The sequence below is a fragment of the uncultured Microbacterium sp. genome, assembly GCF_937927635.1.
Classification (GTDB): Bacteria; Actinomycetota; Actinomycetes; order Actinomycetales; family Microbacteriaceae; genus Microbacterium.
This window is the reverse complement of the sequence record NZ_CALBRW010000035.1, coordinates 1-12,823: the sequence shown is the minus strand read 5'-3', so window position 1 is coordinate 12,823 and position 12,823 is coordinate 1. Positions and strand designations below refer to the sequence as shown.

The following is a 12,823-nucleotide window of genomic DNA, read 5'->3' as shown; positions in this document are numbered from 1 at the left end:
CCGGCTAGGCCGGTCTTAGCGCTGCGCGCTCGACCCATACCCAACCGGCGGCAGGCCGCCGGCCCTCTCGTGGTTGCTCTTCTCGTGGCCTCTCCCGCGGCCGCCGCAGCCCGGGCCGCTGCGCGCCCCGGGCTGCGCCTGGCTCGCTCGCCTTGGCTCGGCCGCTCGGCTGCGCGAGTCGAGGGTCGGGCGCTGCGCGCCTCCCCCGGTCTGCGGACAGCAAATCGCCCCGGTCTCTCGCAGTGAGAGCCGGGGCGATTTGCGGCCCGTGTTGAGTTGGTGCGGTTCAGGCCGGGTGCTCAGCCATGGTTGACCGCCGTGGCGCTGGGGATACAGCTCGAGCAGAGGTCCTCGGTCTCGCTGACCCACGTGCAGCCGAGGAAGCAGGCGCGGTCGTCCGTACAGCCGCAGCTGCGGCAGGTGCGGACGACGCCGAGCTCGACGCTGATGCCGGCCGCGGCGAGATCCTCGGCCATGGCGGTGACTCGCTCGAGGAGGTCCTGCGGTGCGATTGACGGGACGGTGATGCCGACCGTGACTGGCTCGGAATCTGTGCCGCTCATGGGTGCTCCTGCCGGTAGGGGTTCGATGGGAACTTGTAGCCCTCCACGGGGTCTGGGCGCATGGCAGCCTCGAGCTCGGCGTCGACGCCGCGGTCGAACGCCACGGCGCACTGCTCCTTGACATCACTGAGCAGTGCCTCGTGATCGGCGAGGAGCGCTGTGAGCGCTTCTGAGAGGTCGATCTCGTGATCGGTGGGCCGGTGGGTCACATTGCCGGCGAGGGCCGCTAGTGCCGCGTTCGCGCGTCCGGTGGCGTCCGATTCGGGTTGCTGGTCTGCCTGTGAACTCATGTGCTCGGATCCGTTCGGGTTCAGCTCGCGGTGATCATGAGCTGCTGGCGCTCCTCGAGCTGCGCGATCGCCTTCTCGGGGACGTGCACGGTCTCGAGGCTATCGATGAGCTTCTGCGCGCGGCGGTAGGCGAGGCTGCGCTCGGTCGACGATGCGGCCGCGTTCTCAGCCATGTCGAGGAGGGTGCGAATCTCCTTGATGATCTTGCGCTCGGCGTGGGGCACGCCCTTCTGTCCGAGGCGGCGTGCGTTGCGCTCTGCGGCATACCATGCGACCGCGAAGGCCTCGACCGCCTTGGGGTACGGGAGCGTTGTCAGATCGACGTCCAGGGGCAGATCCGCGGGCAGTTCGCCGGCCGTGTCGCGCTGCGTGCCGGCGGCCCGCATGGCCCGCAGCATCGCGTAGGTCTGTGGGACGTTCGGGTCGGTGAGCGCCGGCAGGAAGAACAGCGAATCCCAATCGGTCTCGGAGTGCACGATCTTGCGCAGCAGCTCGTTGTGGCGATCGTGGAAGACCTGCCAGGCCGAGGCGATCCGCTCCCGGCCCGCACGCTCCACCTCGGCTTCCCTGCGTGCCGCGCGGATGCTGCGGCGAGCGCGGCCGGTGGCGGCGATGAGGATCCAGATCAGTACGGCGGTGAGGATCAGGGCGCCGATGATGCCGAGGACGACGAGCAGCCAGGTGAGGTCTGCCGGCTCGGTGGTCGGCTCGGGTGCTGTCGTGGGCTGTGTGGTCGGTGACGGCGTCGACGTCGGCTGCGGTGACGGGCTGGTCTCAGGGGTAAACGAGCCCAGCAGCCAGGGGAAGAGGACCGCGCCGCCGGCGGCAAGGGCGCCCATGATGAGGAAGATCCAGCCGGAGCCGTCGCTGTAGCCGCTGTTCAGGTTCTTCACGATGCGAATGCCGCCCATGATGAACATCACGCTGGCGAGCAGGATCAGCATCGGCGCGAGGAATGAGGAAATCGACGATGCGAGGCCGTCGAGGCCGTCGACGAGGGCGGGCCCGTCCGGATCTGTCGAGGCGAGGAGGGTGGTGAGGGAAGACATGCGCTCTACTCCCGTGGGTTAGGTGACTTGACGACCCCTATATTAGTCACACTCACGACGTAAAAACTAGTGTCTCCCGTGTGTTCAGCTGATTCTACTGCGGGTGTCCGACGGATGCCCTATATTGGTGCATGTAAACCGCCTAAAACTAGGAGTGATGATGGCGAAGACTGAGATCGTCGGCTATGCGGAGATCGCCGACATGATGAAGATCTCCGTGCCCGGTGTGATGAAGGCGGCGCGCACGGACCCGAGCTTCCCGAAGCCGATCACACCGCCTTCGATGCGCTCTCCCGGCTGGGACCGGCAGGTGATGCAGAAGTACGTCGACCAGCGTGGTGCGAAGTCCGCCGGCCGCAGCGGTCGCCCGCCGGCGGTTGGCAGCAAGCGGTACAAGTTGCCGGCGGAGGCTAACGCCGAGATCGAACGGCGGATCCGCGCCGCCGGCACGTTCGCTGAGTTCGTGTCCTTAGCTGAGATCTCCGACAACGCCCTGCGTCAGCGCTTCTCCGGCAAGACGACCTGGCGCGAGATCGAGCTCGAGCGGTTCGCGCAGCGCCTGGGTACCACGTTCGACGAGCTCACAGGGACGCACCGCTGATGTCCCCGCTCATCCCGCTCGTGGCTATCGCCGTGTGCGTCATCGTCCTCGTGGCGATCGTCGGCATGCGCGGATGGCCGATTCTTGCGATCATCCTGGTTGCGACGAGCGGCGTGGGCATTCTGGTCGTCGCGATCGCCACGACCGTTCGCATGTTCCGGCGCCGCCGGCCTGCACGGGTTGTCGTGCGCCGATCGGAGGCCCCTCGTGACCGATGAGATGACCCCGGACCCCTGGGCGGACCGGCAGCTTGCGAGTGTGCTCGCGAACGCTCTGGGTGCCTTCGGGCGCCGTACACGGCTGGATGCCAACGTGGCGGCGAAAGAGCTGGGTGTCAGCCCGTCGACGGTGCGCCGCTGGGTGCGCAACGGTGTCCCGGAGCGGCGCCGAGACCAGGTCGCTGCACTCGTGGCTCCGGAGACCACCGTCCTCGAGCGTGAGCGCCGTGAGCTGCTGTTCGCCCGGGAGGCGCTGTGGGACATCGCCGGCCGGGGCGCGCCGATCAGCGACGCCTGGAAGCGGGACGGATGGCTGCGACCGCACCTGCTCACTGTGGTGCAGCTGCGCGATCGCGGCGTCCTGGTCGTGCGCCTGACGAACCCAGACAGCGGCGAGATGAGCCGGCGGCTGCGGGCCGATGGCGGCGAGGTCATCGAAGAGGTCGAGTTCCGCAACAGGTTCCGGGCCCAGGTAGCGAAGGGCGAGCTGCTCGAGGCGGTCGGCCCCTCGCGGGTGATCGTCCCCTCGGGGCGGATGAGCCGCGGCCGCACGCAGGCCTGGCTGGCAACGGCGCCGCGGCCGACGCTCGAGTGGCTGCGAGATCATCCGCAGGTGAGGATCCCGGTGACCAGACCGCGGAAGAAGAAAGAACCCCGGCCGGAGTGAATCCGGGCCGGGGCTCTCCCCTGTGAGCTGCAGCTCACGTGAGACGGGCTGCGAGCTCGTCGATCTTGTCGGGCCGGAAGCCCGCCCAGTGGTCCTCGTCCGTGATGACGACGGGCGCCTGCAGGTAGCCGAGGGCCTTGACCTTCTCGAGCGCTGCGGGATCCTCGGAGAGGTCGTGGGTCTCGTAGTCGATGCTCTTGGAATCCAGCGCGCGGTAGGTCGCGTTGCACTGGACGCAGGAAGGCTTGGTGTAGACGGTGACGGTCATGCGTTTCACCTCCCTTCGGTCGTTGAGGGCGCCGCGGCCGCGAGCTCATGCTCGGAAACCGTGACGGTGAGGGTGAAACCGGGTTTGCCGGTCTTGGACGTGAAATCCATCGTGAGACCGCCGTCGAAGTGCTGTCTGGCGTAGTCGGCGACGGCGGCGAGGATCAGATCGGTCGCCTCCTCCTTGTCGAGGAACTCAGTGCCGGCCTTGTTGACCCGGCCGACGTAAATCGCCTCGCGGAAGAACGAGGCCTGGACCCCGTACTTCGGTGAGTTCGGTTCGGTGGCCATCTGTCAGACGCGCTCTCGGAGGGCGATGATCGCCGCCAGGACAGGGTTGGAAGTCTCTTCGTGGAGCTTGCGGAGACCGCCGATCGCCAGGGACGGGCCCCGGCTGGTGAGCCGTGTCTGAGGCAGCTGCTCCTCGACGAACAGCACTTCCCGCACAACGCGGTCGTCCTGAACGTCGATCTCTCGGCCGATCGCTGCGAACAGCGAGTGAGCCGTGTTGATGGTGGCAGTGGTCATTGGTGGATCCTCTCTACTCTGTAAGTTCGGAAGTTCGGTTGTCATCGGGATGCGCGGGGGTCGCTGCGGTCGTCGCCGGCGTCAATGCCGTTCATGCTCATCCCGGAGATCTTGCCGATCTTCCAGTCGTCGACGTACTTCTCGCTGAGGACGGCCTCAAGGTACTCGCGGGCGGCGACGTCGCCGCCCATCGCCCAGGCGCTGCGGAAGTTCTCGTACTCCTCCGGCGTGAGCTTCTGCTGGATCGTGCGATCGCGGGAGTAGTCACGCGGACCCTGTGTGCCGGTGACGGAGACCTTCACGCCGCCCATCGGGATGCGCTGGTTCGCGCGAGCTCGGCGCACCATCTGCTGGCGGCCGCGTTTGGTGGTGACGGCCTGGCGGGCCTTCTTCTTGAGGTTGTTCATCACGGTCTGCTTGGGGTTGTGGACGCCCTTCAGCCACCGCTGCACCGTGCGCTGGCTGACACCGAGGGCCTTCGCTGCCTCGGCGGTGGAGATCTTCGTGACCGACTTCTTGACGCCGCCCGGAGTGGTGACCGTGCGAGTCGTCGAGTAGAGCGTGCGCAGGTGCTTCGCGACGTCGGATGCCTCGGCTCCCCCGGTCCCAGGGGTTGACGGCTCGGACTCAGAGCCGAGCCAGCTGATCGCCTGGAACAGCGTGTTGCGCTGCTTCAACGCGTCGTCGTCGGTTGCCATGGTCTACTCCCTTCGTGGATCAGATGAGCTCGATGAGGTGGGACTTGCCCTCGTAGCGGCCCTTGCCGGTGAGGAACGGCAGGTGCTCCTGCAGGTCGGCTGAACCCTCGTACTTGAACTGGCCCAGGCCGCGGCCGTAGTTGCGCTCGTCACCCGGCCAAGCCTTGTCCGCGTCGGTCAGCGGCGACGTGTACAGAACGGTGTCGCGGGTGATCGCAACGGGCCAGCGGCCGGTCTCGTCGCCGATCTTCTTGACGCGGCGGAGGATGTTCGCCCGGGCACGGGCCTGGATCGCGTGGTAGCGCTCGGGGGCGAAACCGGGCTTGCCCTCGTGGTGCTCGAAGCTGGCCATCAGCCCGAGGCTCCGGACGTAGACCTCCTTGAGAAGATCGCGGGCCGCCTGCGCGTCCGGGTCGACGACGTCGAGCTCGGTGCGGGCGTTGCGGATCCGCTCGTACCAGGAATCCAGAAGGCGGGTGTGGTTCTCCCACGTCCACGCCTCGAGGACCTCGAACTCGTAACCCCACTCGATCGCGAGCTCGAGCGTCGGCGTGGAGACCCAGGACTCGCGGCCGGCGAGACTCTTGTCACGGTTGATCGGGTCGAGCGGGTTGGGCACGAGCCACTCGGCACGCTCGGGCAGAGTGACCTTCCAGTAGCCGGGGAGCTTGCGATCGAAGGCGACACCGTTCGGGTGGTAGGACGGCTCTCCGATGCCAAGCTCGCAGCCGCTGACGCCGGCGAGGTAGCTGCCGCCACGGTCGTAGGCGTGCAGCCAGCGGTGCTGCAGCTCTTCCTCGGTCGGCTGACGGTGCCAGTTGATGTCCATCTCGAGCGTCGGGATCGTCGCGGGCTCGACGGGCTTGTGCGGCGTGAACCGGGCGATGCGCTCCTCCTTCGAGGGCGCCAGGTGGAACATGAGGTCCTGGCCGGTCGTGGAGGCGTTCACCGCATATGGGGTCTGCAGCGCGCTGGCGAACAGGTCGAGGCGGTGCGCGAGGACGGGCGGGGTCGGGTCGTCGCCGATGAGGTGCTGGAAGTCGTCGCGCAGTGCGGGGATGATCACAAACCGCGCCTGCAGCCGGCTCTCGCCCGGCTTCCAGATGCGGGTGGTCGCGCTGAGCGCGTTGTCCTGCCCGCCGACCTCGTAGCCGGCCTCACGCGCGCCCAGGGCGAGGGGGTGGTCGACGGTGAGGTCGTGGAGGATCGGGCCGAGACGACGCTCGGGCGAGGGAAGCTCGTCGACGGGGATCCCGAGTGCACGGGCGGCATCCGCGGTGGCGTAGATCTGGCCGGCCTCGTTCTTCCAGCCGTTCTTCACGCCCAGGCGCAGCTGAGCGACGAGCTCGGCGATGTGCCCGAGGTGCTCGATCGGCCGCTCGAGCGGGACCAGCGTTCCGTCCGGCATCCACAGACCATCGGTGTGCATCACCGCGGCGGCCGCCGCGAACTCGCTCGCCGCGCCGCGGCGCTCTGCGGGCTTCTGAGCGGCCCGTGCCGGAGCGGCAGGCGCCTCGGCGGCAGGAGCAGCCGCCGGAGCCGAAGCGGGCTCCTCAACGGCCGGTGCAGGCTTCTCCTGCGCCGATGCCGTCTGCTCAGGAGCAGGTGCTGCGGGAGGCGCCGGCGGAACGTCGAAGAGAGCAGGGGCGTTGCCGTCGTCGAGCGGGGTCGGCGGCGTGTGGTCGTCGCCTTCCGGGGTGTCGATGCCGGAGCCGTTGTCGCCGATGAGCACGCTGAGCGGGATGTCCCAGACGCGGGTGAAGCGTCCCTCGACGCGGCGGCCGAGGGTCTGGTTTCCGCCCTTGTCGGCCTTCATCCATCCGTGGGCGATGAAGCTCGAGCCGATGGTGTGGACGGTGTCGGTGATCGGCTCGCCGGTGCCGGCAGCGACACGGGTGATCGTCTCGATCATCACCCGCGGATGCAGGTAGAGACGGGCCTCTCCATCGCCGTTGTCCTTGATCGCACCGATGCGGGTGCCGTTCGGCGACCAGGTGTCCTGCGGCGGGCGGCCGCGCTGCGTCCAACCCAGCTGCTCCGCGTCCTCGGGGATGTCCCCGCTGGTGGTGACGAGGTGTGCTGACCCTGCGGCGAGCGCTTCGCGAAGCAGCTCGATGGCCATGATGCCGGGGTTGCTCGCCCCGCCCTCCTGGCGTACGAGTGCATCCCAGATCCCCTGGTCGGCCCAGCCGTGGAAGTCGGTGGCCTCCTCGGCCGAGATCGCGCCGACCTCGACGAGCATGCGCAGCATGAGCCGGATGCCGTGGTCAGCGTTGACGGCCGCGTCCTTCATGCGGCCCTTGGCGCCGGGGTCGTGCGGCAGCGGTGCGGTGCGGTCTTGCCACAGTTGGGAGAGCTGAGCCTTGGTGTGTGTCACGTTCTCTGCCCCGCTGTAGTAGTGCTCGCGCAGCGCTTCGCGGTGCTTGGCGAGCCACTGGATCAGGGAGGCGCCCAGGAGGGCGCGGTGGTTGCGTCGCGCTCCCTGCTCGAGGACGGAGAACGTGCGATAGGGGTCCTTGATCTCGCCAGGGTTGAGTCCGATGGAGAAGGTGCGCTGCAGCGCGGACCCGTTCAGCCCGATCTGTCCGGTGGCGATGACCGAGGCGTCGATCGACGGTGCCTCCTTGACACCGCCCCGCTGCCCGCCGACCTTGCGGCCTTCGCGGTCGAATACCGCCCGGACGAGGAACTCGAATCGGGCGACGGCCTTGCGCACGTCAGTGTCGACGAAGTCGTCGGCGAGGACGGCCATGTGTCGGGCGTTGGCGAGGATGCGGGTCATGGCGATCGCGGAGTCGCCGGCGTTCGTGGCCGACAGGATCGTCTTCGGGGACTCGCTGGACTCTTCTGTCAGTCCGGGGGCGAGGTAGTGCATCGCCTGGCGGGCGCAGGAGCTCTTACCGGCGCCGGGCGCGCCGTACACGTAGGTGATCAGCGGGACGGGCACGAACGGGCTCTGCCACACCAGCCCGAGCAGGGGAGCGATGACGCGAGCAGGAAGCATCTGGCGGAGGATCTCGGTCGACTGCATCCAGGCCTCGCGCAGCTGTGCGGCATCCGTCGACGGGTCGGGCAGGCTGAGACGCTGCAGGCCTCCGGTGAGGCGGGTCTCAACGGGGATAGAGCCGTTGGCGGTGATCGCTCCGCCGGCGTGGACGAAGTAGGGGCCGACGTCGCTCTCGCGCCACCCCGTTCCGGTGTAGACCTTCGAGCGCTGCGCTGGCGTCGGCCGGGCACCGTAGAGGGCATCCCAGAACAGGTCCTTGCCGCGGCGCGACGTCGACTCGAGCATGCCGAGCCACGGCAGCGAGTTCGACCAGGAGCCGTCGCGGATCTGGTCTTCGTCCCAGACGACGATGGCGTCCTCGATCTGGATGTTGCCGTTCTGATCGCGCACCGGCTTGCCCGTCTCGGGGTCACGTACCCACCGGTGGAAGTGGACCTTGATCTCGGTGGTCGGTGGCGTGGCGCGGGTCTCGTGGCCGGAGTCCTCGAAGCTGGCGGCGAGGACCTCACCCCAGCCGTCGAAGACGCGGAGGTACCGGTAGCGGAAGTCCTCACCGTCGCGCTCGACTTTGATCTGCACGGTCTGACCAAGACGCACACCGAACCGGGTTCCCTCGTTCGCGGAGCCGTCATCCCCGGGGAAGAACTGGTTGCCGTCGAAAGATGGTGGCTCGCTGTCGTCGTCGCTGCCGGATCCGCCCGGCTGCAGCGGGGTGACCGGGGCGGCAAGCGCATCCGGGATCGGCAGATCAGCGATCTCGTGCGCGCCACGAGCGATCACAACCGCATCCTGGATCACGCGGCGGGCATCGTGAACGGCGCTCCGCTCGAGCTGCGTCGATGCCGGCACCATGGCGATGGTGTTCTCGAGGTGATCCCGCATCTTCGCGACACGGCGGACGGACTCCCCCGCCCACAGTTCGACGTTGCGCTGCACCTCGTGGGCATCGGCACCGGATGCCAGCTGTGCGTCGATCTCGTCGCGGCAGACCTGGACGGTGTCGCTGCGGCCCTCGCCGGTGAGCATCTTGCGGAGCTCACCAAGCATGGCGAGCAGCTGCGCCGCGTTCGGGGTGAGCTGCTCGAGCTGGTCGACGGTGTAGCCGGCCTCGAGGTGGTCGGTCAGGTCGGCCTTGTCGTCGTCGACGGCCGGCCGGTACAGGGTGACGGTGGCGCCGACACCGCTGAGCAGCTTGTGCAGCTCTGCGGCCCGGGAGTAGCCGGCGACGTCGCGATCAGCGACCATCGAGACGTCGGCGCCCTGGAAGACCTCGGCGAGCTCGCGGGGGAAGGATCCGGATCCCTGCGCGTTCGTGGTCGCGACGAGCCCGGCGGCCTCGGCGTTCTCGACGTCCTTCTCGCCCTCGAGCAGCCAGACGCGGGTGCCGGCCGAGATCGCCTGCAGCACCTCGGGGTGCCGGTACAGAACCGACACGAAGTCATCAGGCTTCTTCGCGACCATGCGGCCGTTCGGGCCAAGGAACCGCTGCTTGAACCGTTTGCGGGTCTCCCCGTCTACGGTGGCCGTCTCGCGGATGACCTCCTCGACGAGTGTGCCCTCGGCGTCGAAGTACGGGTAGGTCGTGACCTTCTCCCACTTCGCGCCCTTGAACTTGTCGACGTCGGCCGTCGACTTATTGGTCAGGCGCGGCGGGAGCTTCGGCGCCGCGGTGAACCGCACCTTCGGCTTGCGACGGGGCTGGCCCTCGGTGCGCTCCGGCAGCGGGGAGTCGAACAGGTCCTTGACGCCCAGGCCGATCGCCGCGGTGATCTCGCGGACGTCGGCGTGGCAGGTGAAGCAGTTCAGCAGCACCTTCTCGTTGGCGCGGTCGTTCTTCACCGACAGGGAGCGGTGGCTGTCCCCGTGCACGGGGCACAGCGCCATGAACTGGTCGCCACGGCGAGACTCCGGCTTGAAGCCGTTGACGTCGAGAGCGTCCCAGACGCGGTCGAACGCGCTGCGGGCGGACTCAGGGGTCGAGATCAGCGTCATGAGCATCCACCCGCGCGAGGTGCGCGACGGCGGATGCTGGGAATTTCGGAATCAGAAACAGAAAAAAGACGAAGTTGGGCTACCATAGACGTGCGCACCTCCCTTCAGGTACGTGAAACGGCCCTCGCGGGTCGCTAACTCAAAACCTCGAACCGGACGCCTGGACAGCAAGGTTCGAACCACACTCTTCGAAAGTCTCTCGGTTTGCCGACCGGGAGACTTTCCTCGTTCTAGGCGCTGCGTGCCAGAGGCCGGCCTCCTTCGAGTGCGTCGAGACCCGCGATCTGGTCGCGGGCTGCTTCACGAGCCTCGGCCTCACGGCGCTCCTGCGCGCGCTTGAGCTCATCGAGGATGTACTTGGGAACGGGGAGCTTGTGGAGCTCTGCCATGCGCATCGTGTTGTACGACCCGATCGGGATCCCGAGCTTGTGTGCTTCAGCCTCGTAGACCTCGTACTGATCGTCAGGGACGCGCGACAGCAGCTGTTTGCGCTTGCCTCGGTCGCGGTGACCTGGCTTCCTCTCATCGACCATGGGTCATGTATAGCACGTACCTGAGACAGATACAGATAGAAATCTGTTCCGGCGCGTCGCATGTCCATCCAAGTGCCCATGACCTCCATAGGTGCGCCGGAGGGCGCAGATCGGACACGGCGGCTCGCAGATTTTCTTCAGCTCGCGCTGCCGAGAGGGCTCTCCGCGCGCGCATATGCACATGGGGGACCTTTCTCGTATCGGTCGTATCACTCGGATCAGGGGCAATAAAAGGCCAGGTCAAAAGCTATAATTGCTGATACGAGTAGGTCGTGTCACCGAAAGTCCGTATCACCTTGCACCATGCAATAAATGCCGCCTGATCTGGTTTTTGTCGGTTGATACGGATTCCTGGCTGATACGACCCGGTTAGGGCTCGATCGTCTGTACCGACGATGCTTGGCGGCGTCTCGAGCCGCGGTTGACGAAGTGTGAAGGGGTCTTCACACTTGAAGAGTGGACACGTTCGAGACGGACACGCTGCGCGAGATCGGTGACCTTCGCGTCAAGGTGGAGCGCGCCCGTCGAGATCTCGCGACTCTTGAGGAGAACCGGCTTGCGCTGATGATCCGAGCGGTCGACGTGGAGCGCGAGTCCGTGACTGACGTTGCTGCAGCCGGCGGTATCACCCGAGAGCGCTACTACCAACTGCGGCGTGCTGGGAGAGCGAAGAGCGAAGCATCCGGAGGGCACACATGAACAGCGGCGAGACGATCACCACCGCTACTACCGAAGACCTCGCGGTCACCGGCCTGAGAGCCCCACTCGCCACCGCACGGTGGGCGCCGATCGTGGGCGCAGCGGTCTACTCGTGGTGGAAGCCATTCCCCGAACCGATCTATCTCTTCGACGGCACCGGGAAGACCACCCTCTCGTTCGTCACCACCCAGCTCGCGGGCAGGGATGCCTCCGGAGGGAACTGGATCGACCATGTAGGACCCAGCGAGTGGTTCGTCGGACCAGAGCCGCTGCTCTTCGATCATGTCGTTCCCCCGACCGGGACGATCGCTAACCCCTACTGGAAGCGGGACCTTCGCAAGATCCTCGACGTCATCGAGAGATCGGCGCACTCAGCCCCCGCCAACGAGACGGTCCGACTGTCGATCCTCAACGGCGCCGACAAGATCCCCAAGGACGTTGCGCATCGCGTGTACGCACACCGCCTATCACGCTTCCGGGACACGAGCGCAGGGCTAGATATCGAGATGAGCAGAGCCGTCTCAGCACGGCTCGAGCTCGGCAGGCGCATCGGCGAATGGATCGCATCGGAGCGCACCACCGCGTTCTTCAGGGAGCGTGAAGACACGAGACTGCTGCCGATGGACCGATGCACGTTCGGACTCGAGATCCTCGACAGGTTCCTGAGCGCAGAGGGTGCCAGGTCTGTTCTGGAAGTGCCGCGCCCTCCCGAGCGGAAGCACAAGCCGCCGCGGCGGCGAATGCCCGCGGGCGACCGCCGCTTCGGCATCACCGAAGGTCTGGCGGAGCTCGTGCGAGAGTCGTTGCGGACCGCGATCGAGGAAGGACGCGCGAGCCTCTCAGCAGCGAATGGTGACGTGGTCGAACTCGGTCGATTGAAGAGCGGCCGCCTCTACGCAATCCCCACCGCCGCGCGCGCGATCTTGGAGAGGGACCGCATCACCGCGGCAACTCCAATCGAGATCAGCAGAGCCCTGGAAGCCGCGGGATGGCTCTCTCGCGAGGCAGATGGATCAATGACTGTCCCCCGCCGCATCGACGGGAAGCTGACGAGGGTGTGGAACCTGCCACCGTCGTTCCTCGAGTAGTGCGGCCGGGGCAGCGCGAACGCCCGACGCCGTCACACGGCGGCGATCAGCGAGGGGTCAGACGGGTTCACGGTTCGCACGTTGTTGACCTTCCGATCCACGACGTGGGTGCGCATCGTCGTGGCGATCGTCGACGAGGATGCCTCGAGCTCGTCGCGCAGCTGCAGCCGGTTCTGCTTTGACGCCGCGTTGTCACCGTCGACGGTCAGCGGCTGCGGGTCGAGCCATGCGTCCCACAGGTCGCGGGTGAGGAACGCTGGCATCCGGGCGTGGATTTCGCCTGACGCATCGCGGGCCTCGCGGGTGACGACGACGAAGACGCGGCGACGCTCGCCGGTGACCTCGGTCGTCCAGGTCAGGCCCGCGGCCGCGAGCAGCTCGTCGCTGTGGATCCAGTGCGGCGTCTTCGAGCCCTTCTCCCCCGTCCACTCGTAGTAGCCGAGCATCGGGACGATGCAGCGGGAGCGGCTGAACGCGCCGACCCAGAACCGCTCGGGCAGCTTCACCGAACTAAGCAGACGGCGCGCCGAAAACGATCGTTTTCGGCGCAGCAGCCGTAGACACTGATCCCGGCCGCCGTAACCGTGGGCCATAAGCGTGTTTCGGCAGACGTTATCGGAGCG

15 protein-coding genes are annotated in these 12,823 nt (G+C 67.1%); 5 read left to right on the top strand and 10 right to left on the bottom strand.

Features of this window, described 5'->3' with window-relative positions:
* Positions 1–299 precede the first annotated feature (299 nt).
* From Q0568_RS14520 to Q0568_RS14510, 3 genes are read right to left on the bottom strand one after another with little or no spacing between them, the layout of a single operon-like run.
* A complete protein-coding gene (locus tag Q0568_RS14520) occupies positions 300–563 on the bottom strand; it encodes a hypothetical protein (protein WP_298867749.1) in 264 nt (87 codons plus the stop codon).
* Positions 560–853: a hypothetical protein gene (locus Q0568_RS14515; protein ID WP_298867747.1), complete on the bottom strand. Its 294-nt coding sequence runs from the start codon at positions 851–853 to the stop codon at positions 560–562. Before Q0568_RS14515 ends, Q0568_RS14520 begins: the two co-directional genes overlap by 4 nt.
* Before the next feature lie 20 nt (positions 854–873).
* Complete coding sequence (locus tag Q0568_RS14510) at positions 874–1,902, bottom strand: hypothetical protein (protein WP_298867745.1); 1,029 nt, start codon at positions 1,900–1,902, stop codon at positions 874–876.
* Positions 1,903–2,062: 160 nt separating this feature from the next.
* On the opposite strand from Q0568_RS14510, the gene Q0568_RS14505 reads away from it, so the two are divergent.
* The 3 genes from Q0568_RS14505 to Q0568_RS14495 are packed head-to-tail and all read left to right on the top strand — an operon-like array spanning position 2,063 to position 3,388.
* Positions 2,063–2,503: a hypothetical protein gene (locus Q0568_RS14505; RefSeq protein WP_298867743.1), complete on the top strand. Its 441-nt coding sequence runs from the start codon at positions 2,063–2,065 to the stop codon at positions 2,501–2,503.
* Positions 2,503–2,721 (top strand): hypothetical protein, encoded by a 219-nt coding sequence (locus Q0568_RS14500; protein WP_298867742.1) that lies wholly within the window; start codon positions 2,503–2,505, stop codon positions 2,719–2,721. Before Q0568_RS14505 ends, Q0568_RS14500 begins: the two co-directional genes overlap by 1 nt.
* Positions 2,711–3,388, top strand: a complete 678-nt coding sequence (locus Q0568_RS14495) for a hypothetical protein (protein ID WP_298867739.1) — start codon at positions 2,711–2,713, stop codon at positions 3,386–3,388. Before Q0568_RS14500 ends, Q0568_RS14495 begins: the two co-directional genes overlap by 11 nt.
* Positions 3,389–3,422: 34 nt before the next feature.
* On the opposite strand, the gene nrdH is transcribed toward Q0568_RS14495, so the two are convergent.
* The 6 genes from nrdH to Q0568_RS14465 all read right to left on the bottom strand — a co-directional run bounded on the left by nrdH (position 3,423) and on the right by Q0568_RS14465 (position 10,413).
* Positions 3,423–3,656, bottom strand: coding sequence for a glutaredoxin-like protein NrdH (nrdH, locus tag Q0568_RS14490; RefSeq protein WP_298867737.1), 234 nt, complete (start codon positions 3,654–3,656; stop codon positions 3,423–3,425).
* A 5-nt stretch (positions 3,657–3,661) separates the two neighbouring features.
* Positions 3,662–3,946, bottom strand: coding sequence for a hypothetical protein (locus tag Q0568_RS14485; RefSeq protein ID WP_298867735.1), 285 nt, complete (start codon positions 3,944–3,946; stop codon positions 3,662–3,664).
* A 3-nt stretch (positions 3,947–3,949) separates the two neighbouring features.
* On the bottom strand, positions 3,950–4,183 hold the full coding sequence (locus Q0568_RS14480) for a hypothetical protein (protein ID WP_298867733.1): 234 nt from the start codon (positions 4,181–4,183) through the stop codon (positions 3,950–3,952).
* Between the two features lie 41 nt (positions 4,184–4,224).
* Entirely contained in the window at positions 4,225–4,881 is a 657-nt protein-coding gene (locus Q0568_RS14475) for a helix-turn-helix transcriptional regulator (RefSeq protein ID WP_298867731.1), read from the bottom strand.
* Positions 4,882–4,900: 19 nt separating this feature from the next.
* Positions 4,901–9,880 carry a telomere-associated protein gene (locus Q0568_RS14470; protein ID WP_298867729.1) on the bottom strand — a complete coding sequence of 1,660 codons (4,980 nt, stop codon included), beginning with the start codon at positions 9,878–9,880 and terminating at the stop codon, positions 4,901–4,903.
* Positions 9,881–10,110: 230 nt separating this feature from the next.
* Positions 10,111–10,413, bottom strand: coding sequence for a hypothetical protein (locus tag Q0568_RS14465; protein ID WP_298867728.1), 303 nt, complete (start codon positions 10,411–10,413; stop codon positions 10,111–10,113).
* Between the two features lie 456 nt (positions 10,414–10,869).
* Here Q0568_RS14465 and Q0568_RS14460 point away from each other — a divergent pair, with 456 nt between their 5' ends.
* Together Q0568_RS14460 and Q0568_RS14455 are read left to right on the top strand one after the other, a co-directional pair.
* On the top strand, positions 10,870–11,112 hold the full coding sequence (locus Q0568_RS14460; protein ID WP_298867726.1) for a hypothetical protein: 243 nt from the start codon (positions 10,870–10,872) through the stop codon (positions 11,110–11,112).
* Positions 11,109–12,200: a hypothetical protein gene (locus Q0568_RS14455; RefSeq protein ID WP_298867724.1), complete on the top strand. Its 1,092-nt coding sequence runs from the start codon at positions 11,109–11,111 to the stop codon at positions 12,198–12,200. Before Q0568_RS14460 ends, Q0568_RS14455 begins: the two co-directional genes overlap by 4 nt.
* A 32-nt stretch (positions 12,201–12,232) precedes the next feature.
* On the opposite strand, the gene Q0568_RS14450 is transcribed toward Q0568_RS14455, so the two are convergent.
* Entirely contained in the window at positions 12,233–12,706 is a 474-nt protein-coding gene (locus Q0568_RS14450) for an SOS response-associated peptidase family protein (RefSeq protein WP_298867722.1), read from the bottom strand.
* Between the last annotated feature and the right edge of the window lie 117 nt (positions 12,707–12,823).